Annotated in this window: 21 protein-coding genes; 6 read left to right on the top strand and 15 right to left on the bottom strand. The window is 65.7% G+C overall.

Annotated elements, in window-relative coordinates:
• Window positions 1-39 precede the first annotated feature (39 nt).
• The 7 genes from CWS35_RS13730 to CWS35_RS13700 all read right to left on the bottom strand — a co-directional run bounded on the left by CWS35_RS13730 (window position 40) and on the right by CWS35_RS13700 (window position 7,940).
• Window positions 40-1,032 carry a PDR/VanB family oxidoreductase gene (locus CWS35_RS13730; protein WP_100952208.1) on the bottom strand — a complete coding sequence of 331 codons (993 nt, stop codon included), beginning with the start codon at window positions 1,030-1,032 and terminating at the stop codon, window positions 40-42.
• A gap of 12 nt (window positions 1,033-1,044) precedes the next feature.
• Entirely contained in the window at window positions 1,045-1,791 is a 747-nt protein-coding gene (locus CWS35_RS13725) for a GntR family transcriptional regulator (RefSeq protein WP_024580328.1), read from the bottom strand.
• A 13-nt stretch (window positions 1,792-1,804) separates the two neighbouring features.
• Entirely contained in the window at window positions 1,805-2,857 is a 1,053-nt protein-coding gene (locus tag CWS35_RS13720) for an aromatic ring-hydroxylating dioxygenase subunit alpha (protein WP_100952207.1), read from the bottom strand.
• Window positions 2,858-3,064: 207 nt separating this feature from the next.
• On the bottom strand, window positions 3,065-4,027 hold the full coding sequence (locus CWS35_RS13715) for a DUF2778 domain-containing protein (protein ID WP_245438955.1): 963 nt from the start codon (window positions 4,025-4,027) through the stop codon (window positions 3,065-3,067).
• Window positions 4,028-4,319: 292 nt separating this feature from the next.
• The gene (locus tag CWS35_RS13710) at window positions 4,320-6,701 is read right to left on the bottom strand and encodes a bifunctional diguanylate cyclase/phosphodiesterase (RefSeq protein ID WP_100952205.1); all 2,382 of its coding nucleotides are present in this window, start codon (window positions 6,699-6,701) and stop codon (window positions 4,320-4,322) included.
• Window positions 6,702-6,847: 146 nt separating this feature from the next.
• Complete coding sequence (locus CWS35_RS13705; protein ID WP_024580324.1) at window positions 6,848-7,258, bottom strand: DOPA 4,5-dioxygenase family protein; 411 nt, start codon at window positions 7,256-7,258, stop codon at window positions 6,848-6,850.
• A gap of 61 nt (window positions 7,259-7,319) precedes the next feature.
• A complete protein-coding gene (locus tag CWS35_RS13700) occupies window positions 7,320-7,940 on the bottom strand; it encodes a trans-aconitate 2-methyltransferase (RefSeq protein WP_100952204.1) in 621 nt (206 codons plus the stop codon).
• A 147-nt stretch (window positions 7,941-8,087) separates the two neighbouring features.
• Between CWS35_RS13700 and CWS35_RS13695 the strand changes: the two genes are divergently transcribed.
• On the top strand, window positions 8,088-8,801 hold the full coding sequence (locus tag CWS35_RS13695) for a hypothetical protein (protein ID WP_100952203.1): 714 nt from the start codon (window positions 8,088-8,090) through the stop codon (window positions 8,799-8,801).
• A gap of 194 nt (window positions 8,802-8,995) precedes the next feature.
• A complete protein-coding gene (locus tag CWS35_RS13690) occupies window positions 8,996-9,799 on the top strand; it encodes an enoyl-CoA hydratase (RefSeq protein ID WP_168226325.1) in 804 nt (267 codons plus the stop codon).
• Between the two features lie 15 nt (window positions 9,800-9,814).
• On the opposite strand, the gene CWS35_RS13685 is transcribed toward CWS35_RS13690, so the two are convergent.
• From CWS35_RS13685 to CWS35_RS13650, 8 genes are all read right to left on the bottom strand, one after another.
• Entirely contained in the window at window positions 9,815-10,597 is a 783-nt protein-coding gene (locus tag CWS35_RS13685) for an SDR family NAD(P)-dependent oxidoreductase (RefSeq protein WP_024580320.1), read from the bottom strand.
• 85 nt (window positions 10,598-10,682) lie between these two features.
• On the bottom strand, window positions 10,683-11,606 hold the full coding sequence (locus CWS35_RS13680; RefSeq protein WP_100952201.1) for a DUF1932 domain-containing protein: 924 nt from the start codon (window positions 11,604-11,606) through the stop codon (window positions 10,683-10,685).
• Complete coding sequence (locus CWS35_RS13675) at window positions 11,606-12,475, bottom strand: ABC transporter substrate-binding protein (protein WP_100952200.1); 870 nt, start codon at window positions 12,473-12,475, stop codon at window positions 11,606-11,608. The genes CWS35_RS13680 and CWS35_RS13675 overlap by 1 nt, the downstream gene beginning before the upstream one ends.
• A gap of 19 nt (window positions 12,476-12,494) precedes the next feature.
• Window positions 12,495-13,235, bottom strand: a complete 741-nt coding sequence (locus tag CWS35_RS13670; protein ID WP_024580317.1) for a TetR/AcrR family transcriptional regulator — start codon at window positions 13,233-13,235, stop codon at window positions 12,495-12,497.
• 52 nt (window positions 13,236-13,287) lie between these two features.
• A complete protein-coding gene (locus CWS35_RS13665) occupies window positions 13,288-14,166 on the bottom strand; it encodes an SMP-30/gluconolactonase/LRE family protein (protein WP_100956328.1) in 879 nt (292 codons plus the stop codon).
• A gap of 23 nt (window positions 14,167-14,189) precedes the next feature.
• On the bottom strand, window positions 14,190-15,272 hold the full coding sequence (locus CWS35_RS13660) for an aldose epimerase family protein (protein ID WP_100952199.1): 1,083 nt from the start codon (window positions 15,270-15,272) through the stop codon (window positions 14,190-14,192).
• 2 nt (window positions 15,273-15,274) lie between these two features.
• Window positions 15,275-16,204, bottom strand: coding sequence for a Gfo/Idh/MocA family protein (locus CWS35_RS13655; RefSeq protein ID WP_100952198.1), 930 nt, complete (start codon window positions 16,202-16,204; stop codon window positions 15,275-15,277).
• Window positions 16,205-16,344: 140 nt separating this feature from the next.
• Window positions 16,345-17,370, bottom strand: a complete 1,026-nt coding sequence (locus CWS35_RS13650; protein ID WP_024580313.1) for a histone deacetylase family protein — start codon at window positions 17,368-17,370, stop codon at window positions 16,345-16,347.
• Window positions 17,371-17,503: 133 nt separating this feature from the next.
• Here CWS35_RS13650 and CWS35_RS13645 point away from each other — a divergent pair, with 133 nt between their 5' ends.
• From CWS35_RS13645 to gudD, 4 genes are all read left to right on the top strand, one after another.
• The gene (locus CWS35_RS13645) at window positions 17,504-18,841 is read left to right on the top strand and encodes an MFS transporter (protein WP_100952197.1); all 1,338 of its coding nucleotides are present in this window, start codon (window positions 17,504-17,506) and stop codon (window positions 18,839-18,841) included.
• A 140-nt stretch (window positions 18,842-18,981) separates the two neighbouring features.
• Complete coding sequence (locus tag CWS35_RS13640) at window positions 18,982-19,887, top strand: LysR substrate-binding domain-containing protein (RefSeq protein WP_024580311.1); 906 nt, start codon at window positions 18,982-18,984, stop codon at window positions 19,885-19,887.
• 124 nt (window positions 19,888-20,011) lie between these two features.
• The gene (kdgD, locus tag CWS35_RS13635) at window positions 20,012-20,953 is read left to right on the top strand and encodes a 5-dehydro-4-deoxyglucarate dehydratase (protein WP_100952196.1); all 942 of its coding nucleotides are present in this window, start codon (window positions 20,012-20,014) and stop codon (window positions 20,951-20,953) included.
• 31 nt (window positions 20,954-20,984) lie between these two features.
• Window positions 20,985-22,340, top strand: a complete 1,356-nt coding sequence (gudD, locus tag CWS35_RS13630; protein ID WP_100952195.1) for a glucarate dehydratase — start codon at window positions 20,985-20,987, stop codon at window positions 22,338-22,340.
• Window positions 22,341-22,352: the final 12 nt, after the last annotated feature.

Below are 22,352 nucleotides of genomic sequence, written 5' to 3'. Positions count from 1 at the left end.
TGGCACAGCCTTGTTCAGGCGCCTTGCCGGCCGGGCGCGTCAGAGTGCGTCGGCGCGATGCAGGGTATCCACCGTGATGGTGCCGCGGGCGCGGGAGACGCAGGCGCAGATCTTGCGGCTCTCCTGCTTCTGGTGCGCGCTGAAGAAGACGTCGCGATGATCGATTTCGCCATCGACGCCGACGACGTCGAGCGCGCAGACGCCGCATTCGCCGCGCCGGCAGTCGCTCATCACCTCATGGCCGGCCTCGTCGAGCACATCCAGCATCGATCGGTCGCGCGGGATCACGAACTCGGTCAACGCTCCGGTTCCCTGGTTCCTGACCCGCACGCGGAACGCTTCAGTCGGCAGCAGCCCGCTCGATCCGAAGGTCTCGTAGCGCAGATCCGTCATCGGACGACCAGCCGCTTCCCAGGCGCGCCGTGCCGCATCGAGCATCCGCATCGGACCGCAGAACAAGGTCATGGTATCGCGCGGCAGGGCGGCGAACACACCGTCGAGGTCGAGCCGCCTGCCCTCGTCGCCGGCGTGAACCACGAGCCGGTCGCCGAGCAGACCTTCGAGCATGTCGAGATAGGCGGCATCGCTGCGCGTGCGCACGGCATAGTGCAGCGTGATGCCGGCGCCGCGGCGCGCCAGCGCCTGTGCCGCGCCGACGATCGGCGTGACGCCGATGCCGCCTGCGATCAGGCAGAACTGCCGCCGCGTCCAGTCGAGTTGCACCAGCGAGGCGGGTAGCGTGATGTTGAGCCGCGCTCCCGGCGCCAGCGACCACATATAGTGCGAGCCGCCGCGGGAATCCGGAGCGCGCCGAACGGCGATCCGATAGCCCTGCGGATCGATTTCGCCGATCAGCGAATAGGAGCGGGTCTGCGGCTGGCCCTCGATGGTGACGCCGACATCGATATGGCTGCCGATCGGGTAAGGCGAGCCCGAAAAACCGTCCGGCCGCAGCAGGAATTCACGGATGCCGGGCGTGAGGTCGCGCGTCGCGAGCAGCGTGGCGGACGTCCAGGTTGCAATGAATCGCATGGGACGCTCCGTTCAGCCGGCCGTGACCAGCGCCAGCGCCGGCAGCAGATCGAGATGGGTTCGATTGCGCAGCGCCAGCCGCAGGTTGCGGGACGCAAGCCGGGCATGCTCGCGCATCACCGCCTCGGCGCGCGCGCCCTCGCGGTTCTCGATGGCGTCGACCACCACGCAATGATGTTCCTGCCCGATCAGCAGGATCCGGCGCGCCTCCGGCAAGGCCGATTGCGCCATCACGAAGCTGCTCGGCGAGGCGAATGGCAGCGCCGAGGCGCGGTCGATCTGCCGGATCAACGGCGGACTGCGCGACAGCTCGGTGAGCAGCGCGTGAAATCGCGCGTTGAGCGCGACAAAGGATGAAAATGCATCCATCGAGATCGGATCCTGCCGCACCAGGTCGTCGATCTCGTTGAGACACTGCTTCAACGGCTCGAGGTCGCGCGACGAGACGCCACGCTCGGCGGCGAAGCGCGCGGCCAGCCCCTCCAGCGTGCCGCGCAGCTCGATCGAATCGAGAATGTCGCGCTCGGAAAACGCCTTGACCATGAAACCGCCGGACGGGATCACCTCCAGCAGTCCCTCCTCCTCCAGCCGGACCAGCGCCATCCGCACCGGCGTGCGCGACACTCCGGTGATCTCGACCGCCTGCAATTCCGAGATACGCTCGCCCGGCCGCAGCCGGCCCGCCAATACCAAGTCGCGCAGCGCGAGCTGCGCCCGCACGGTCTGCGACACTGAGCGATCCGCTTCGCGCTCCGCCATGGCTTGCTCCCGCCTACTCGGCCGCCTGCATGCGCTGCGGCGGTGGATTTTCCTTCGCCACCATGCGGTCAATCACGCGCCGCGCCCACATCGCACCGGCATCGATGTTGAGATTGTAGAACACGCGGTCGGGATTCTCGTCGATCGCACGCTGCTGTGCTTCCAGGATGATCTCGTCCTCGTGGAAGATGCCGGCGACGCCGTCGCGGATCTCCGAGGTCAGGCGTTGCTCGGTGAGGCGGTGGTTGCGGACGAAGGCCCAGAAGTAATGGCAGGTCTTCTCGGTCTCCGGCGTGATGGTGTTGAGCACATAGCCGTTGACGCCCTGCGAGCGGTCGCCCTCCGGCGCGCCCGATCCGGCCGGCGCGACGCCGACATCGATGGTGACGGTGCATGGCGCCTCGAACCGGATGATCTGCCAGCGATCGACCGGCCCCGGCTTCTGCAACAGCTTGATGAAGAACGGCGGCGCCTGGATGCCCTTCATCCAGCGCGTCACGGTGACGATCTTCTCGCCATGGGTGACGTCGAACGGCGCTTCGGCGACCGCGTCATTGCCGATGCTCGAACCGTGCACGAAGGTCTCGTGGGTCAGGTCCATCAGATTGTCGACGACGAGGCGGTAGTCGCATTTGACATGAATGGTCTTGCCGTCGCCGGCCCAGGCCGGATCGTGGTTCCAGTGCATGTCCGGCACCAAGGCAGGATCGGCCAGTGCAGGATCACCCATCCAGAGCCAGATGAAGCGATGGCGCTCGACCACGGGATAGGCGCGCACGCAGGCCGACGGATTGATCGTCTCCTGCGACGGCATGAAGGTGCAGCGGCCCTGCGCATTGTACTTCAGGCCGTGATAGCCGCAGACCACGGTATCGCCGTCGAGGCGGCCCTTGGAGAGCGGCACCAGGCGATGCCAGCAGGCATCCTCGAGCGCCACCACCTCGCCGTCACCCTTCCGGTACATCACGACGTGCTTGCCGCAGATCGTGCGCGGCAACAGTGCCTGTTTGATCTCGGCATCCCAGCCGGCTGCGTACCACGCGTTCATCGGGAAGGAGTTGGGCATCGATCGCTCCCATTCTGGATACTCTATGTATACATTAACTCCCGATCGATAGCAAATTCCATCGAAAATCGTCGATATCGAGACATAGCGGTATACATAAATATCTCAAAACCTCATGACGCGCCAAAGTGCGCGGCCAGGCGTGGCCTGGACACGGTGAGGTCAACGGGGAGGGAAATTGAGGGGCCGCCAGCGGCCCGGCGACGCTTACGAGTTCGACGGCGAGCGGCTCGAGGCCGACTGCGTGTCCTTGATGCTGATCACCACGGCGATGCGCTTGATCGTGCCGCTGCGGTAAGCTTGCAGGAACTTGTCGTAGTGCTTGACTGAGATACAGCCGTTGGAGTCGCCGTTCGGGCCGAGCATGTAGCTGTGCACCAACAAGCCGACGCGTCCGAAGGTCTCGCTGCCGTCGACCGGGGTCATGCGCAGCGCGGGGACGCCATGGAACAGCTTTTCGCGCGGCTTCATCTCGTAGATGCCGGGCGGGGTCGCACCGGCGTTGCGGGCATTCACATGCGCCGGATCGTCGAGCAGATTGCCGAGACCCGAATGCGCCTCGAACTTGGTGCCGTCGGGCATGTACACGATGCGGCCGGTGATGTCGTAGACCGCCGTGGTGCTGTCATAGCCGAGCGCGCCGAGATCAGGGCTCGGGCCGGACAGCAATCCGTCATTCGGATCGAGCGAGGCGAGTTGCAGCTTGCCCGGCATCATGTCGGCGATCTTCTGCAGGAAGGTGCGGTTGTCGCCCTGCTGTACCGGCGCCGGCTGCGGCACTGGCGCCTGATCGTTCCGCGCGAGCAGATTGGCCTCGGCCGGCCGCGAGCGCGGCATCGGCACTGTGGATGTCGCCGGCGCAGTCGTGGCAGCGACGGACGCCGTCGCCGGCTGGCTGGTAGGCAATTCGGTCTGCGTGTCACGCAGCTGACCGGCGAGCGCGTCTTCGATCTGACCGAACTCGGAATTGAAATCGCCGCGGCTCGAGCGGAACCCGCGGCGCAGCGGATAATAGAGCGAGGACGTATTGATCGTGGAGCGAGAGCCGAACCGGTCGTCGAAGCTCAGCGATGCGGTGGTGTTGGCGAGCGCGGACCCATGCAGCCACGACGTCGGATCGATGCCGACCATCCAGGCGGCAAGGCCGGACGACAGGACGAGCGCGCTCACGGCAAACGCCGTGCTGCCCACCAGAGACATGCCGCGGCTTGGCTTACGCCCGGCAGCTTTCGTCGTACGTTGACCCATCCATCCCCAAGTACGGTGCTCTGGGGCCTGTTGCCCGGCCCACGCGGGATTCACCGATCGCTCATCATATCAGGGAATTAGAGTAAGGCATAATCGAGACGGAGCGGGCAACGACAGGATTTTTAAACGCTTTTCGGATGGAAACTGCCGGGAATCAGCCCCGGGCGGGCCGAAATGCCCGAAAAAGTCCCAATTCGGGACAATCCCGGGCGACTCAGGCGATCTTTTCTTCCCAGAGGGTCAGCACCGGAACCGGCTTCCCGATCGCATAACCCTGGGCGTAGTCGACACCGATCTGGCGCAGTTCGTCCAGGATGGCGGCGCTCTCGACGAATTCGGCGACCACCTGCTTCTGCATGATCTTCGCGGTCTTGGTGATCATCTCGACCATCGCGCGATCGACCTTGCTGTTCAGGATCTCCTTCACGAACGAGCCGTCGATCTTGATGATATCGACCGGCAGATGCTTCAGATAGGCGATCGAGGACATGCCGGTGCCGAAATCGTCGAGCGAGAAGCTGCAACCGATCTCGCGCAGCCTTGCGATGAATTTCTGCGCCTCGTCCAGGTTCGAGATGGCGCTGGTCTCGGTAATCTCGAAGCACACCGATGCCGGCGAAACGTCGTGCAGCGCGAACAACTCGGCGACGAAGTCGACGAAGTCGCTGTCGCCGATGGTGGCGCCGGAAAGATTGATGGCATAGCTCGCCACCTTGCGCGGCGAGCGCTTGCGCTCGGCGATGACCTCGAAGGCGCGGCGAACCACCCAGCGGTCGATCAGCGGCATCAATCCGTAGCGTTCGGCGGCGGGCAGGAAGCTGCCGGGCGGCACCACGGCGCCGCTCTCGTCGCGCAGCCGCAGCAGCAGTTCGCGCCGCTCATTGCCTTTCAGCACGCCGCTCACGGGACGGATTTCCTGCTCGTAGAGGCAGAACCGCTCCTCGTCCAATCCCTTGCGAATCCGATTGACCCAGCTCATCTCGGCGACGCGCACCGCCATGCCGGTGTCGGACGGCCGATGCTCCTGAACACGGTTGCGTCCCTTGTCCTTGGCGAGGAAGCAGGCAACGTCGGCAAGCCGCAATGCGTCCTGCACGCCGGCACTATCGGCCAGCCTGACCAGCCCGATGCTCGCGCTGATCCGGAAACTCGAGGCGTCATGGACGAAGTTCGACTGCTCGACCACCGCCCTGATCCGCTCCGCGACGTCGGCGGCGACATCGTGGGCAGCAGAGCCGTCATCGCGCAGCAGGATCCCGAACTCGTCGCCGCCGAGACGCGCGACCAGCCCGCTGCCGCCGACTTCGCCTTCCAGCAACCTGGCCACCTGCTTCAGCAGCCGGTCACCCGCCATGTGGCCACAGGTGTCGTTGACGATCTTGAACTGGTCGAGGTCGATCAGCATCAGGTCCGCCCCCGTTGCCGGCGAGACCGACATCGCCCGGTGCAATTCGAACTCGAACTGCCGCCGGTTCGCGAGCCCGGTGAGCGCATCATGGGAAGCGGCCCAAGCCAGTTCCTCGACCAGCCGCCGCTCCGCGGTCATGTCGTGAATGACCATGACGCGGCCGGCCGGTTCGCCAGCATGCACGATCGGGGTCTCGACCACCGAGACCGGCACGCTGGAACGATCCGACCGCACCAGGAGCCGCTGCTGCGAATGGCTGTCATCGTCGGCATTGGCCGCCTGGAACGGTCCTCCCACGGGCTGTTCGGCGATGCTGAACAATGATGCAAGCGGCCAGCCGGTCACATCGTGTCCCGACGCGATCAGCCGTTGCGCCGCAGCGTTCATGTAGCCGACGCGATCGTCCTCGGTCGTCACGATCACCGCGTCGCCGATCGACGCCAGAGTGAGTTGGGCACGCTCCTTCTCGACTGCGAGCGCGGTCTCGGCAAGCCAGCGCCGCCACAGCATCCGTCGCGTATGAAACAGGACGATGCCGGCGAGACAGACCGCGATCACGACATTGACCAGCAGCAGCAGCGCGGAGACTTGACGCGATGCCTTGCCCAGATGGTCGGAGAAGTCGACCGCGAGCGTACTCAGGGCGGCATCGACCGCGCCGATCCGCTCGGCCCAGTGCCTGATCGTCGCGGCCGACGGATCATGCAGCGCGCTGTCGTTCGCGGCTTCGTTCCGGATCTCGATCAGCTGATCGAGCAGCGCATCCGAGTTGCGCCATGCCGTCACCGCGCCGGCGACGTGGTGCAACTTGCGGAAGTATTTGAACAGCCAGATCAGGCCGCTGATATCGTCATCATGATTGCCGGCCCTGGCGAAGCCGTCCCTCGCCACGGCGTCATTGTTGCCCGGCGCTTCCAGCGCGCGCCGCGCCGTGCGATCGGCCAGCGGCACCGCGATCGCGGCATCGAATTTCTTCAGATAGAGCGGCGCGCCGGTGCTGACATAGATCTGAAGGTCATAGATGGCGTCCTTCTGGCCCTTGGAAAAAAGGCTCTCGCCTGCCACATAGGCCCGCACCGCCGACATCACTTGCAGGCTCCCCGCCGACAGGCCGGCAAGCAGCAACACGATCGCGAGCAGCGGCCCTACCACCCGCCACAGTGACCAGCTTCGAAACGAAAAGAACATGTCCAATGCGCTCCGACGGAATAGACGTCGGGTAAGCCTAGGAACCGTGACTTAACCTCACGTTGCAAAACGCAATGAGTTTGAAACGACTTGGCCGGAATAGAATTGCGTCAAACTTTACGCATCCGGCGGCAGGCCAACGACGCTCATGGGCGCAATGTCGGCGACGTGTTCGGCGCCAGAGCCAGCTCCATTTCGGCCTCTTCAGGCAGCTTGTCGGCATGGACGGCAAGCGGTGTGCCGATCCACAGCGGATCGTCACGGTGATCGCGGCGCGGGTTCGTCGTGTTGGGATGGACCAGGATGCTCAGCCGGCCATGGTTCAGCATCAGCCACGGCACCAGGGTCGGAAACAGCTCGGCCGCAAACGCCACCTGATACATCGCCTGGTCGTGCGGACCGACCTTGACGTCATGCCAGCGTCCGAGCGTGACCAGGAAGCGCTCGCCGATCCAGGTGCGGAGCTGCTCGGCCTCGCCCCGGCTGGACGTTGGATCGTAGTAGACATGGGCGTGATAGCTCGCGATCTCGCCGATCGTCCTTGGCGCGTCCGTCATCTCGCTTCTCCTGGTTCAGGCCGGCTCGCATATCGCTCGTCCCATGCAGCTTCGCAACCGATCATTTCCGTCGCAGAACGCTGAACTGAAACGACTGCGCTGCGCCCCACGGCGTCGCGTGCCGATGCGGCTCCGCGGCGATCAGTTCGAATTCCGGACCGATGGTCCGACTGAGCGATGCCGGATCATAGCGGCGCACCGGAAGTCCGCTGCACTGCTCCGGACCGTCCAGCGCGAAGGTGCCGATCACGGCGTGGCCGCCTGCCCGGACACCGCGATGCAACCTGTCGAGATAGGCTGCGCGATCGTCTTCCTCGACGAGGAAATGAAACGCCGCGCGGTCGTGCCAGACGTCGAAGGCCTGCCGCGGCTGCCAGACCGTTACATCGCCTGCGATCCAACGCACCGCATCGCCGGCCGCGCCGATCCGCTGCCGTGCGTTCTCCAGCGCGGCGTCGGACAGATCGAGCACGGCAACATCGTGAAAGCCGTTCGCCAGCAGCGCGTCGACCAGGCGTGACGCCCCGCCGCCGACATCGACGATCGCCGCGTCGTGGCCAGCCGCGACGGATTCGATCAGGCGCAGCGATGGCTGCGGATCGGCCTGCGACCAGCTCACCTGCTGCTCGCCCTTGGTCAGGTAAACGGTCTGCCAATGCGATTGGCGTTCAGAAGCAGTCATGGCGATCGAACCCGAAAGATTAACCATGAGCTAGGCGCGACGGTTTCCCGCGTCAACCGGCACCGGGCGTGCAACCGTAAATGCCGCATTTGCATCGCGGTATTTTCCATCTAACCTGACGCAGAGGTTGAGATCGGGGCGCCCGGGATGGCCAATTTCGGCTGGACACGCGTCAACAGGCCTGCACAAGCGGACGACGCCGCCAGCGATTTGCGCGGCCTGACCGATCCATTGGCGTTTCTCGCAGCGCTCGACAAGGTGGTGCCGCGTTATCTCGATCTGGCCGACAATGGCGTGCTGGTCTATCCGGCCTGCAAACGCAAGCCCGGCGACCTGCTCGGCGATACCAGGGCGGTCTGGGAGCACACGCGGCTCGAAGCGATGCGCTATGTCCCGATGGTGCCGCGGAAGGACGCCGCGCTGCTCGCCGATCCATCCCGCCAGGCCGAGATGATCGACGCTTTCCTGCGCCAGCGCGCGCACGACAAGACCGTCGTCGATTTCACCGGCACCGCGATCGAGGATTACGGGATTGCGATCTATGCCGCGCTGAACTGGCTCAACCATTGCGGCTCCATCGTCAACGCCGATCCGCAAAAGTTCTCCGGCACGCTGCGAAGCTTCCGCAAGGTGATGGTCGTCGCCCGGCAGTGGTGGGCACTCGACGGCGCCACGGACCGCTGCCGGCAGATGCTGGAGGCGCGCGAGCGGCCGCCGCTGGTGTTCTTCCTGCTGTGGGCCGAATGCACCAACCTGGCGCGGGAGATCGCGATCGCGGCGGCCGGCGCGACGGCGACCGAAGACAGCCTCGCACGCCTGCGCGCGGCCGAAGATCCGGAGGCGCTGACGCAGGACAACTGACGTCAGGCGAAAGGCCTGGCGCCCGCAATACCTACAATCGTACCATCGAAAGCCGAACAAGGCCAAGCCGGGATGAAGCACGGGCAGCGTTGCCGTACGCCGACGCAACAGCGCCGTGCCCAAAGCCGCCTGCCGCGGCTTTGGGCCGGATGCTAGGTTCGGTCGAATTCACACCGAACCCGCATAGGCCAGACATGTCAGATAAATCGCTCGCCGACGGCAAGATCCTGCAAAGCGTGGTCGATGGCGTCGGCGTCATCACCTTCAACAATCCCGACAAGCGCAATGCGATGTCGCTGGAGATGTGGGAGGGACTCGGCGAGGCGCTGGTCGCCTTGCGCGATGATCCGGCCGTCCGGGTCGTGATCCTGGTCGGCGCCGGCGACAAGGCCTTCGTGTCGGGCGCCGACATCAGCCAGTTCGAGAAGACCCGCCATAACGCGGCAGCTTCCGAGGAATATTCACGGCGCAGCGCCGCCCAGCGCGCCCTGCTCGCCGACTATCCGAAACCGACCATCGCCTGCATCCGCGGCTTCTGTCTCGGCGGCGGCATGCAGGTCGCGATGCTGACCGACATCCGTATCTCCGGCGCCAGCGGCCAGTTCGGCATTCCAGCCGCCAAGCTCGGCATCGCCTACGGCCATGACGGGCTGCGCCATCTGGTGTCGCTGGTCGGGCCATCCTGGGCGCGGCTGATCATGTACACCGGCATGCGGATCGACTCCGCCGAAGCACTCAGGATCGGCCTGGTCGATCGGGTGCTGCCGGATGCCGAATTGTGGGACGCGACCATGGAAATCGCCCGCACCATTTCCGGCAACGCGCCGCTGGCGATCAAGGCGGCCAAGATCACCATCGCGCAGGTGCTGAAGGACCCCGCCGAGCGCGACATGGCCGCAATCAAGCAGATTGGCATCGACTGCATGGACAGCTCCGATTTCCGCGAAGGCCGCAACGCCTTCATGGAAAAGCGCAAGCCGCAGTTCAAGGGCCGCTAGCGCGGCCCTTGCCGACTACTTCTTCTCGTTGACCGGCACCGTGTAGTTGAGGATCAACCGTCCGCCGTCGGGATAGATGGTCTGGCCGGTGACATAGGACGCGTCGTCGCTGGCGAGGAACGCCACGACGGAGGCGACCTCGCTCGGCTCGCCGCAGCGGCCGGCCGGAGTGCGCGACAGCACGCTGCGCCGGGCCTCGTCGGACGAGAAGATCGCCGTCGCCACCATCTCGGTCAGGATCGTGCCCGGCCCGACCGCCACGACGCGAATGCCGTGCGGCGCGAGCGCAACCGCTGCCACCGAGGTGAGCTGCTTCATCGCGCCCTTCGACATCGCGTAGGTCGCAAGCGAGGGGATCGCGAGCAGCGCGTTGACCGAAGACATGTTGACGACGACGCCGCCACCGCCCTGCGCGATCATCTGGCGGGCCGCGGCCTGGACGCCGAAGAACGCGCCCTTGAGGTTGATCCCCATCACGTCGTCGAACTCGGCCTCGCTGATCTCGAGGAAGTCGCGGTTGCGCGCGACGCCGGCATTGTTGACCATGACGTCGAGCCGGCCGAACTCCTTCACTGTGTGCGCGACGATCCGATCGACGTCGGCGCGCTTGCTGACGTCGGCTTCGACGGTGCGCAACCGATCGGCATGCCCGAGCTCGCGGGCTGTTTCGGCGAGCGCCGCACCGTCGACATCAGAGATCACGACGCTGGCGCCGTCGGACAGGAAGCGTACGGCGCAGGCCTTGCCGATGCCGCGCGCCGCCCCGGTGATGGCGACGACCTTGCCGGAATTCTTCATGGGAGTGTCTCCAGACCAAACTGTTCACGGAGCAATAGCGCATTGCGCGGCGGCAGGGAACGCGGCGGATTCTCCGCAGGCGGCGTCAGGATTTGATGCGCGCGAGAATCCGGTCGGCCTCGGTGCGCCAATCGGCACTGCGGGCAAATTCCGCCGTTCCCTTGCTGCCGAACACGCCCTCGTCGGCAAGATCGGCGACCCAGCCCTGCCGCTCGGCGGTCCCCGACGCTGACCATGGCGTCAGCCCGGCCTCGCGCACGGTCTCCGCCACCTCGCGCACCTCCTCGGCGCGCCGGCGGCCATGCTCGATCACGCGCTGGAAGAAATAGGCGCCCTGCTTCTCCCAATCGATGCCCGGAAACGTCTCCTTGAGCGAGGCGAGCACCGCGTCCTCGACGCCGTAAGCACGCGCGGTGGTGAAACTCTCGATCACCATCGCCTCCAGGCCCTTGATCATGATGCTGCGGCACATCTTGACCGCCGAGGACACGCCGAGCTCGTCGCTCGCGACCTTCGCCGCGAAGCCGAGCGCAACCAGAAGCGGCGCCAGCTCGCGCGCACCCTGGCCGCCGAGCAGCAACGGCACCTTGATCCGGTAGGGCGGCAGCGACGTCATCACCGCGCCCTCGACATAGCGGCCACCCGCGCCATCGATGTGGGCCGCCGCGCGCTGCTTGGCGCCGGGCGACGCTGAATTGAAATCGAGAAACCAGGCTCCCTTTCCGATTGCGGGTGTGGCGGCCTCGGCCACGGCGACGGCCTGGCTCGCGGTCACCGCCGAGATGATCAGATCGGCCCGCGCCGCGAGATCGGCATGGGATCGGGCGAGCTCGACGCCGATCTCGGCCGCGTGCGCCCGGAGCGGCGCACCTTGCTCGCGGTCGAGCTTGATGTCGTAGGCGGACACGTTCACGCCCTGCTTGCGCAGATCTTCGGCCAGGATGCGGCCGACCTCGCCATAGCCGAGCATGCCGATCTGCCATTGCCTGGGATCGCCGGAGATTGTCATCAGTTGAAGTCCCGTGTTGTGGCGTCGAACAGCTCGTCGACCGTGACGTGCCGGGGGATCAGCGCCTGTTGCGCGCAATAGTCGATCATCATTTCGAGCGGTCTGCGGTTTGCCGCGACGCCGAACGGCAGCATATCCGGCGCACCCGTCGGACCAGCCTCCGTTTTGGCGCGCTTGAGGAGATCGTAGAGGCCGCGCACCACATCCGGCCGCGCTGTCGCGAGTTGCTTCGTCACCACCACCAGATGATTGACCGGCACGACGCCGTGCCGCGCGTACCACCGCGCCGCCTCCGCGGCCGGATCGGCGAACAATGGCTTGAGCGTCGGGTCATTCGAGGTCTCGCCCAGCACGGCGTCGAGCTCGCCATCCTTCAGCATTTGGATGATGGTGCTGCCCTTCGGCGCACGTTCGGTGTGGTCGACATATTCGGCGACATGCGGATCCTCGAAGGTGACCCAATCGATGCTGTCGAGGTTGACGCCATGGTCATTGGCGAGGATGCCGCGCATCCAGGCCCCGGTCGTGGTCGTGAACGAGCGGATACCGACCCGCTTGCCTTCGAGATCCGCCGGCGTGATCGCGCCACGATCGGCACGGCAAAGCGCATGGCCATGCTGGAAGCGGCCGACCATCGCCGCCGGCAACAGCACCAGCGGCTTGCCGTGCGCCCTTGCCATCAGATAGGTCACGATCGCCATCTCGCAGACGTCGAAGGCCTGCTCGCGCACCATCGGCTTGAACGCGGCGTTGGTGGGCGTGAACTCGACGAAGTCGAGATCGAACAGGTCGGAGCGCAGCTCACCGCGCTTCACCGCCTCGATGTGCGGGTGATTGCCAAGCACCGTGCGCAGCCGAAGTTTTTCCATGGCGACGAACTCCGCAGGGTCAGGTCAGCGCTCGTCCCGGCGTTGCGCCCGGCACCTTGCGCGGCGGCGCCGGATCGAGCGGCGCGGCCTGGAACGCGGCGACGGTCGCGCGCACCAGTTCCTCGATGGCGTGGCCGGCATCGGTGCCGTCGGCGCGGCCGCGTGACAGGCGCGAGACGCGCTCCGGCGTCACCAGCGTGTAATACAGCGCGCCGAGCAGGAAGTGGCCGCGCCAGACCAGGTCGGTGCGCGGAATATGCGGCAGGCTGTCGTGGATCGCGTCGATGAAGGCGTGGCTGGTGTCGTCGAAGGTCTGCGCGATGATCTTGCGCACCACCTCGTTGCCCTCGGCCGACATGATCGCGCGCAACCGCGTGAACCGCGTCCCGCCGCCGGCAAGGTCGCTGCCCGAGGTGAAGGCCGGCAACACATAGGCGCGTACGATCGCTTCCAGCCGGTCCTGCAAGTCGCGCACCCGCCGTGCCGCCGCCAGCAGTTCGGAGCGGCGCCGGTTCATCGGTCCGCAATGCCGCCGGTAGATCTCCAGCAGCAGGCCGTCCTTGGTCTTGAAATGATAGGTCACGCTGCCGGGATTGGCGCCGGCGGCCTGCGCGATGTCGCGCACCGAGACGGCGTTGAAGCCATAGGTCGAGAACAACTCTTCCGCCGCGGCGAGGATCGCCTCGCGCATGTTCGGCTTGCGGGTGCTGGCGGCCTTCAGGTCGGACTTGATGTTGGATTTGGCGGGCTTGCGGACCATATTTGTACTATCGTCCAAATAATCAGGTCACGTCAACAAGGCGAGCCTGCGGTCAGGAAAGCCTGACATCGGGCTCCGCGCGGCCGCGCGCAGCGGCATCGAGCAGGAAAGTCTTGCCATGCCCGGGATCGGCGGCGCGCTGCGCTTCGTCCATGTCCTGCCAGGCCGAGGTGACCAGCACGCGCGAGAAATCGCGGCCGACAAAGGCCGGGCAGCTCGACTGGCTCGCCGGCACGCGGAGCGAGCGCAGATGCTTGCCTGAAGGATCGTAGACGTCGATGCAGCCGCCGCCCCAGCGCGCGTTCCAGATCAACCCATCGGCATCGACGACCGCGCCGTCGATCCCGCCAGCGCCGCGATGCCGGATCAGGACGGCGGGTTCGCCGACCGGCAGTCCGGTCGCGGCATCGAGCGGCACCCGATACAGCACATTGGTCGCGGTGTCGGCGAAGTAGCCGACGTCGCCGCCCGGCGAAAAGCAGATCGCGTTCGGGATCGTGATGTCGGGATAAAGCCTGGTGATGCGGCCGCGATGCAAGGCATGGATCGCGCCCGCTCCCTGTTCGGCCTGGCGGCCCATGGTGCCGATCCAGAACGTACCCGACGGATGCACGCGCGAATCGTTGGAACGCGTCGCCGGGTTGTCGGCTTCCAGCGCGGCGAACAATTCCAGGCGGCCATCGGCGACCTGTCGCACATAGAGCCCGTCGTCGGTGACGATCAGTTGCCGGTCATCGTCGATCCGCGCCAACGCGCTCGCCATGTTCGGCAGGGCGTGGATTTCAGTGCGTCCGACGGCGAAGCGATGCTCGAACAGCCGTCGCTCGCGGATGTCGAACCACCAGGCGGTGTCGGTCGCAGCATCATAGGTCGGCCCCTCGCCGAGATGGCAGCGCTCGGCCGACAACACCGAGGTCGGCACCTCATCCATCAGCACAGCAGCGGCGTGATCGGTCATGGCGGTGCTCCAATCGTCGAGAAACGATAGACGATGCTGCGCCGGTAGGTCTGCCCGGGATCGAGCCGAGCGGACGGAAAATCAGCCCGGTTCGGCGTGTCGGGCCAGGCCTGCGGCTCAAGGCAGAGCGCATCGGATTGCCGGTACAGCCGCTCGCCCTTGCCGGCGGTCGAGCCATCGAGGAAATTGCCGGAATAGAACTGCAATCCCGGCTGATCGGTGAGCAGCTCCATCACGCGGCCGCTACGTGGCGCCTCGAGGCGCGCGGCGAAGCGCAGGCTCATCCCCAAGGCGAGACAGAAATTGTGGTCATAGCCGCGCCCGAGCCGGAGCTGCTCGTCATCGGCTCTGATCCGTGCGCCGATGGCGGTGGGCTCGCGGAAGTCGAACGGCGTGCCGTCGACCGGCCGCGGCGGCCCGGCGAGCGGGATCGCCGTGGCGTCAACAGCGAGGAAATGATCCGAGGCGATGGTCAGCCGGTGATCGAGGATCTGCCGTTCGGCACGCGCGCCGTCGAGATTGAAGAAGCTGTGATTGGTGAGGTTGAGGCAGGTCGGCCGGTCGGTCGTTGCCTCATACGTGATCGAAAGCTCCATCGGGTTGCGCACGCGATAGGTCACGCGGGCCGCGAGATTGCCGGGATAGCCCTCCTCGCCATGCGGGCTTTCGCGCTCCAGCACCAGCGCGGGCCCCGGATCATCCGATAGTTCGACGATCCGCCACAGCTTGCGGTCAAAACCCTGTAGCCCGCCATGCAGCGCGTTCGGGCCGTTATTGGCGTCGAGCCTCACCGTCTCGCCATCGAGCACGAAGCGCGCGCCGGCGATCCGGTTGGCATAGCGTCCGATGGTCGCGCCAAAGAACTTGCGCTGCGCGAGATAGCCATCGAGATCGTCGTGGCTAAGCACGATGTCGTCGCAATGCCCTTCGCGATCGGGCGTCACCAGCGCTTGCAGCGCCGCACCGAAGGGGATGATGGTGGCTTCGAAGCCATGCGCGCCGCGCAGCGTCACACGCTCGACCACGGTGCCGTCGGGCAATCTGCCGAAGGGCCCGCGCTCAATTCCACCTGATGTCATGCTCAGTCCTCGAACGCCTCGACGAGGCGTCGCCGGCCCAGCATGAAGCTATCGGCAACGAGCTGCAAGGGCGTGAGGTCGACATCCGATTTGCCTTCCGCCGTCAGCGTGACAAAGCGGCGGTAGAGCGCGGGATACTCCTCGTCGGTGGCGTCGACGACCGGCGTGTTGCCATCGCGCAGTTGCCTGCCACCCTTCGACAGTTTGACGGGCCCGGCCTCGGTCTCGCACAGGATGTCCCAGTTCGGCGAGCCGGTCTGGCGGAAGTCGAATTCCACATGAATCGCCAGGCCGCTTGCATCGGCGAGTTCGATCTCGGCTGCAATCGGCGCCGCCCGATTGGAAGGGAAGTCCAGCACCGCGCTCCTGACGAAGAGCGGTCGCGGCAGGATCTCGGTGAGGATCGACAGCGCGTTGATGCCAGGATCGAACACGCCGAAGCCACCCGCCTCGAAGATCCAGGCCTGGCCCGGATGCCAGACCCGGACGTCTTCTTTCCAGATGATGGAGACCTTGCTGATGGTGCGGCCTGCGAGCAGTTGTCGCGCCGCCCCGATCGCGGGCGCAAAGCGCGAATGCCAGCTCGCAAACAAGGTCCGGCCTGCCTGACGCGCCGCTGCGATCAGTGGCGTGAGTTCGGCAACGGTGGCGCCCGGCGGCTTCTCCAGCAGCACATGCTTGCCGGCGGCGAGTGCGGCAGCCGCCTGCGCATGACGCACCTGCGGCGGCGTACATAGCGCGACGGCATCGACGTCAGGGCCGTCGCGCAGCAGCTCCTGCAAATCACGGAAATGCGGCAGGCCGGGCGGCATCTTTTCGGGATCCACCACCGCGACCAATGCCGCGCCGGAGGTCTTGGCAATCGCGGGCATATGCTGCCTGTGAGCGATCTCGCCGAAACCGACGATGGCAATGCGAAGCAGGTCGCTCATGGCCGTCCTCGCATTGTCGACCGCCTCGACCGGCTGACGCCGTCAAGGCGAGACCATCGGTCAGCGCCCGACACCAACCGCACGGCTCTAGTCTGGTTGCAGTCTGGCAATCTCGTCGCACCCCGTTTGCAAGATTGCGGTTAACGGGCGGCTTCGAAGCCGCCCAACACCGCGGTCAGATTGGCGCCAAGGATATCGGAGAGATAGCCGCCCTCCTGCACCAGCACCGTCGGCAGGCCGAACCGGGCCAGCGCCTCGCCGATCCGGCGAAAACCGTCGGTGGTGACGGCGAGGCCCGCGAGCGGGTCCTTCTCGGAGGCATCGAGGCCGAGCGCAACCACCAGCGCGGTCGGCGCGAACGACCGGATCGCCTTCTCGGCCGCCGCCAGCGCCTTCATGTAGTCGTCGTCGCCGGTGCCCTTGGCCAGGGGAATGTTGAGATTGGTGCCAAGGCCAGGCCCAGCGCCGCGCTCATGTGCATAGCCCCAGACGAAGGGATAGAAGAACGACGGATCGGCGTGGATCGAGACGGTGAAGACGTCGCCCCGCTCGTAGAAGATGCCCTGCGTGCCGTTGCCGTGATGCACATCGACGTCGAGGATCGCGACGCGCTCATGCTTCTGGCGCAGATGCTCGGCCGCGATCGCGCTGTTGTTGAGGAAACAGAAGCCGCCGGCGAGGTCGCGATAGGCATGGTGGCCGGGCGGACGGCACAGCGCGTAGACGGCGTCCTCGCCGTCGAGCACCATCTGCGCGGCGGTGACCGCGACGTCGCTCGAGGCGCAGGCGCCGGCCCAGGTGCCGGGACCGATCGGGGCCGCGGTGTCGACGGTGTGCCAGCCGAGCTTGCCGACGATATGGGCCGGATAGGTGCCGGCATTACGCACCGGGTGGATGTTCGCGATCATCTCGGGTCCGGCATTGCCGAGCGCCAACCATTCGTCCCAGGCGCCCTCGAGGAAGCCAAGATATTCCGGACTGTGCACGCGCGCCCGCGGCCCCTGCCCGAACTTGGTCGGCTCGATCAGCCTGTGGCTGCCGGCCTTCAGACCCGCCAGCAGGCGATCGGCGCGCTCGGGCTGCTCGGTGGTGCGCTGGACCACGCCGCGGACCAGGAAGAATTGCGGATCATGGCTGCGGTGCAGATCGCTATAGACGGCCTTCACGGGATACTCCTGTTCGATGCAGTTCCCAGCATAATCGATCCAAAATCGGTATCAATCGATACCCGTTTCGGCTTGGACCCATTGTCGTCATCTCTCTAGGACAGACCCCGAGGAAATTTCCAAGGAGGCGCGAATGAGCGCAATTGTGTCCGCCGCCGACGCGCGGCGATCCCGCGTCCGGCTGCTGATCGTGACGATGCTGTTTCTCGTCACCACCGTGAACTACGCCGATCGCGCCACGCTCTCGATCGCCGGCCCCGCCCTCTCCAAGGAACTGCATCTCGACCCCGTCGCGATGGGTTACGTGTTCTCGGCCTTCGGCTGGTCCTACGTGATCGCCCAGGTGCCGTGTGGCTGGCTGCTCGACCGCTACGGCTCCAAATGGGTCTACGCGATCAGCATCATCGTCTGGTCGATCTTCACCGCGATGCAGGGCCTGGTCGGGTTCCTCTCCGCGGGTGCGGCCGTGGTGCTGCTGTTCGTGCTGCGCTTCCTGGTGGGCATCGCCGAAGCGCCGTCGTTCCCGGCCAATGCCCGGATCGTCGCCTCCTGGTTCCCGAGCAATGAGCGCGGCACCGCGTCGGCCTTTTTCAACTCGGGGCAGTATTTCGCGACCGTGATCTTCGCGCCGCTGATGGGCTGGATCGCGCATGAGCATGGCTGGAGCCATGTGTTCTACGTGATGGGCGGGCTCGGTATCATCATGGGGATCGTCTGGATCAAGACGATCTACGAGCCGAAGGATCATCCTTCGATCAACGAGGCCGAGTTCGACTACATCAAGCAGGGAGGTGCCCTGGTCGACATGGACGCGGCCAAGGACGGCAAGGCGCAGGACAGCGGCCCGCGCTGGGACCACATCCGCCAGTTGCTCGCCAACCGTATGATGCTCGGCGTCTATATCGGCCAGTACTGCATCAACACCCTGACCTACTTTTTCCTGACCTGGTTCCCGGTCTATCTGGTGAAGGAGCGCGGGCTCTCGATCCTGCAGGCCGGCTTCGTCGCGACATTGCCGGCGCTGTGCGGCTTCATCGGCGGCGTGCTCGGCGGCGTGATCTCGGACTACCTGCTGCGCCGCACCGGCTCGCTGACCATGGCGCGCAAGATCCCGATCGTCGGCGGCATGCTGCTGTCGATGGTGATCATCGGCTGCAACTATGTCGACAGCCAGGCGCTGGTGATCGGCTTCATGGCGCTCGCCTTCTTCGGCAAGGGCATCGGCGCGCTCGGCTGGGCCGTGGTCTCCGACACCTCGCCGAAGGAAGCCGGGGGCGTTTCCGGCGGGTTGTTCAATACTTTCGGCAATCTGTCCTCGATCACCACGCCGATCATCATCGGCTACATCCTCGCCGCCACCGGTTCGTTCAACGGCGCGCTGGTGTTCGTCGGCGCCAACGCGCTGGTCGCCGCAATCGCCTATCTCTTCATCGTCGGCGAGATCAAACGGGTGCAACTGAAGGCGGCCTGAGCCAGGCCGCCACCGCCGCAACAACATATCAACGGCGGCTCCGGCCGCCGCCTTTGTCTGCCTTTTGTCTTCTTGGCCAGTGGGAGGCATCGATGCTAGAACGTACAAATCCCCGCGCGATCCATTCCGGGCTTGCATCGATGTTCGACCTGAGCCAGCTCCGCTGTTTCGTCACGGTGGCCGAGGAATTGCACTTCGGCCGCGCCGCGGCGCGGCTCAACATGACGCAGCCACCGCTGAGCCGGCAGATCCAGGTGCTCGAGCACATCATCGACGCACCGCTCCTGGAACGCACCAGCCGTTCGGTGCGGCTGACGCCTGCGGGACGCAGCTTCCTGCCCGAGGCGCGGCGCATCCTCAAACTCGCGGAATCCGCCTCGCAGGTCGCGCGCCGCATCGCGCTCGGCAAGACCGGCTCGCTCAAGATCGGCTTCACCGCGGCCGCCGCCTACGGCTTCCTGCCCGACCTGATTGCGGCAGCACGGTCGCGCCTGCCCGAGGTCGATTTTTCCCTGAAGGAGATGGTCTCCGGCGATCAGTTCGAGGCACTCACGACAGGCCAGATCGATGCCGGCCTGCTGCGGCCGCCGATCGCGCGGCCGGAATTCGCCAGCCGGCGCGTCGTCGCCGAGCCGCTGCTCGCCGCGATCCCGAAGAAGCATCCGCTCGCCGCCGCGGAGACCGTCAGCATCAAGGATTTCGACGACCAGCCCTTCGTGATGTATTCGCCCTACGAGGCGCGCTATTTCCACGATCTGCTGGTGTCGATGTTCACCCGCGCCGACGTGCTGCCGCGCTATGTGCAGCATCTCAGCCAGATCCATTCGATCCTCGCGATGGTGCGCGCCGGGCTCGGCGTCGCGATCGTGCCGGAGGCCGCCGCCAGCCTGAAGATCGCGGATGTCCGGCTGAAGCCGCTGAAGCTGCGCACGCCGGTGCCGGTCGAGCTGTTCATGGTGTGGCGGCGCGATCACGAGAACCAGTTGCTGCCGTCATTGATCGAGATCGCAACTGAAATCGCAGCGCCGCAGTCGCACGGCGATTGATGCAGAGTTGGCATCGTTCGATACCGCGTTTGGCTTGGACGCGCATCGACGCATTTCCTAGAAACAACGCCATGGACGCGCGCTGCTCGCGCATCCTTCCCAACATCATTCAAGGAGTGGCGCCATGAGCAAGATGACCCCTCGGGAGATGGCCGCGAAGATCGGTGGCGGCCTCCTGTCTTTTCCCGTGACCCCGTTCAAGCCGGACTATTCGTTCGACGAGGCGACCTATCGCGCCAATATGGACTGGCTGTGCGGCTATGACGTCGCCGGCCTGTTCGCCGCCGGCGGCACCGGCGAATTCTTCTCGCTGACTCCCGCTGAAATCCCGCACGTCGTGAAGATTGCCGTCGAGGAGACCAAGGGCCGCGTTCCGGTGCTCGCGGGCACCGGCTACGGCACCGCGATCGCGCGCGAGATCGCCGTTGGTGCAGAGAAAGCCGGCGCCGATGGCCTTTTGCTGCTGCCGCCCTATCTCACCCATGCCGAACAGGATGGCCTCGCCGCGCACGTCGAGACGGTGTGTTCGTCGGTCAAGATCGGCGTCATCGTCTACAACCGCGACAATGCGATCTTGCAGCCCGACACGCTGGCGCGTCTCTGCGAGCGCTGCCCGAACCTGGTCGGCTACAAGGACGGCATCGGCGACATTGAGCTGATGACCCGCGTTCACACCAAGCTCGGTGATCGCCTGACCTATATCGGCGGCCTGCCGACCGCGGAAACCTTCGCGCTGCCCTATCTCGACATGGGCGTGACGACGTATTCGTCGGCGGTGTTCAACTTCGTGCCGGAATTCGCTACCCAGTTCTACGCCGCGGTGCGCCGGCGCGATCATCAGACCATCCATGCAGCGCTGAAGGATTTCATCCTGCCGCTGATCGCAATACGCAACCGCAAGAAGGGCTATGCGGTGTCGATCATCAAGGCCGGCATGAAGGTGATCGGCCGCGATTCCGGCCCGGTGCGGCCGCCGCTCACCGATCTCACCGAGCAGGAGATCGCCGAGCTCGCAGCACTGGTGGCGAAGCTGCCGCAAGCCGCGACGCAGCAGGCAGCGGAATAAGCCGAACGGCGAACAACGAAGGGAGGAGCAGATGATTCAAGACACGATCCGCAGCGGTTTTGCCGGCGCCCCCGCCGTCACGGCGATGGAGGTGATCCCGGTCGCCGGCCGCGACGGCATGCTCCTCAATTTGAGCGGCGCGCATGCGCCGTTCTTCACCCGCAACCTCGTCATCCTCACCGACAACTCCGGCCACACCGGCGTCGGCGAGGTGCCGGGCGGCGAGAAGATCAGGAAGACGCTGGAGGACGCCCGCGACCTCGTCGTCGGCCAGACCATCGGCGCCTGCAATAACATCCTGGCCTCGATGCGCCAGACCTTCGCCGACCGCGACGCCGGCGGCCGCGGCAAGCAGACCTTCGACCTGCGCGTCACCATCCACGCGGTCACCGCGGTGGAGTCGGCGTTGCTCGATTTGCTCGGCCAGCATCTCAATCTGCCGGTCGCGGCCCTGCTCGGCGAAGGCCAGCAGCGCGCCGATGTCGAGACGCTCGGCTATCTCTTCTTCGTCGGCGATCGCAGCAAGACCAGCCTGCCTTACGTCGAGGGCGAGACCGGCAAACCCGACTGGTTCAACCTGCGCCATCAGGTCGCGATGACGCCGGAGGCGATCGTGCGGCTCGCCGAGGCGACGCAGGCGCATTACGGCTTCGCCGATTTCAAGCTAAAGGGCGGCGTGCTCAAGGGCGAGGACGAGATCGAGGCCGTCACCGCGATTGCAAAACGTTTCCCCAAGGCGCGCGTCACGCTCGACCCGAACGGCGCCTGGTCGCTGGATGAAGCGATCCGGCTTTGCAGCAACATGCATGGCGTGCTGGCTTACGCCGAGGATCCCTGCGGCGCCGAGGCCGGCTTCTCCGGCCGCGAGATCATGGCCGAATTCCGCCGCGCCACCGGGCTGCCGACCGCGACCAACATGATCGCGACTGACTGGCGCCAGCTCTCACACGCGCTGCGGCTCGGCGCCGTCGACATTCCACTCGCCGATCCGCATTTCTGGACCATGCAGGGTTCGGTGCGGGTGGCGCAGACCTGCCGCGACAACGGCCTGACCTGGGGCTCGCACTCCAACAACCATTTCGACATTTCGCTGGCGATGTTCACCCATGTCGGCGCCGCAGCGCCCGGCAAGGTCACCGCGATCGACACCCACTGGATCTGGCAGGACGGCCAGGCGTTGACCAAGGAGCCATTGCAGATCAAGGGCGGCAGGATCGCGATCCCGGATCGGCCGGGCCTCGGCATCGAGATCGATCGCGGTGCCATTGAGGCTGCGAACGCGCTATACAAGCAGCATGGGCTCGGCGCCCGCGACGACGCGCTGGCCATGCAGTTCCTGATCCCCGGCTGGACTTTCGACGACAAGCGTCCCTGCCTCGTGCGCTAACAAGAAAGTTGG

The organism is Bradyrhizobium sp. SK17 (genome assembly GCF_002831585.1).
In the GTDB taxonomy this organism is placed as follows: Bacteria; Pseudomonadota; Alphaproteobacteria; order Rhizobiales; family Xanthobacteraceae; genus Bradyrhizobium.
This window is presented reverse-complemented; position numbering and strand designations above follow the sequence as displayed.

What these genes read in the sequence shown, in the direction of transcription:
- CWS35_RS13675 (WP_100952200.1), bottom strand. Translation starts at nt 12,475, where the DNA reads ATGGAAAAACTTCGGCTGCGCACGGTGCTTGGCAATCACCCGCACATC.
- gudD (WP_100952195.1), top strand. Translation starts at nt 20,985, where the DNA reads ATGATTCAAGACACGATCCGCAGCGGTTTTGCCGGCGCCCCCGCCGTC.
- CWS35_RS13705 (WP_024580324.1), bottom strand. Translation starts at nt 7,258, where the DNA reads ATGACGGACGCGCCAAGGACGATCGGCGAGATCGCGAGCTATCACGCC.
- kdgD (WP_100952196.1), top strand. Translation starts at nt 20,012, where the DNA reads ATGAGCAAGATGACCCCTCGGGAGATGGCCGCGAAGATCGGTGGCGGC.
- CWS35_RS13640 (WP_024580311.1), top strand. Translation starts at nt 18,982, where the DNA reads ATGTTCGACCTGAGCCAGCTCCGCTGTTTCGTCACGGTGGCCGAGGAA.
- CWS35_RS13725 (WP_024580328.1), bottom strand. Translation starts at nt 1,791, where the DNA reads ATGGCGGAGCGCGAAGCGGATCGCTCAGTGTCGCAGACCGTGCGGGCG.
- CWS35_RS13730 (WP_100952208.1), bottom strand. Translation starts at nt 1,032, where the DNA reads ATGCGATTCATTGCAACCTGGACGTCCGCCACGCTGCTCGCGACGCGC.
- CWS35_RS13645 (WP_100952197.1), top strand. Translation starts at nt 17,504, where the DNA reads ATGAGCGCAATTGTGTCCGCCGCCGACGCGCGGCGATCCCGCGTCCGG.
- CWS35_RS13710 (WP_100952205.1), bottom strand. Translation starts at nt 6,701, where the DNA reads ATGTTCTTTTCGTTTCGAAGCTGGTCACTGTGGCGGGTGGTAGGGCCG.
- CWS35_RS13680 (WP_100952201.1), bottom strand. Translation starts at nt 11,606, where the DNA reads ATGACAATCTCCGGCGATCCCAGGCAATGGCAGATCGGCATGCTCGGC.
- CWS35_RS13660 (WP_100952199.1), bottom strand. Translation starts at nt 15,272, where the DNA reads ATGACATCAGGTGGAATTGAGCGCGGGCCCTTCGGCAGATTGCCCGAC.
- CWS35_RS13665 (WP_100956328.1), bottom strand. Translation starts at nt 14,166, where the DNA reads ATGGATGAGGTGCCGACCTCGGTGTTGTCGGCCGAGCGCTGCCATCTC.
- CWS35_RS13720 (WP_100952207.1), bottom strand. Translation starts at nt 2,857, where the DNA reads ATGCCCAACTCCTTCCCGATGAACGCGTGGTACGCAGCCGGCTGGGAT.
- CWS35_RS13670 (WP_024580317.1), bottom strand. Translation starts at nt 13,235, where the DNA reads ATGGTCCGCAAGCCCGCCAAATCCAACATCAAGTCCGACCTGAAGGCC.
- CWS35_RS13685 (WP_024580320.1), bottom strand. Translation starts at nt 10,597, where the DNA reads ATGAAGAATTCCGGCAAGGTCGTCGCCATCACCGGGGCGGCGCGCGGC.
- CWS35_RS13690 (WP_168226325.1), top strand. Translation starts at nt 8,996, where the DNA reads ATGTCAGATAAATCGCTCGCCGACGGCAAGATCCTGCAAAGCGTGGTC.
- CWS35_RS13655 (WP_100952198.1), bottom strand. Translation starts at nt 16,204, where the DNA reads ATGAGCGACCTGCTTCGCATTGCCATCGTCGGTTTCGGCGAGATCGCT.
- CWS35_RS13700 (WP_100952204.1), bottom strand. Translation starts at nt 7,940, where the DNA reads ATGACTGCTTCTGAACGCCAATCGCATTGGCAGACCGTTTACCTGACC.
- CWS35_RS13695 (WP_100952203.1), top strand. Translation starts at nt 8,088, where the DNA reads ATGGCCAATTTCGGCTGGACACGCGTCAACAGGCCTGCACAAGCGGAC.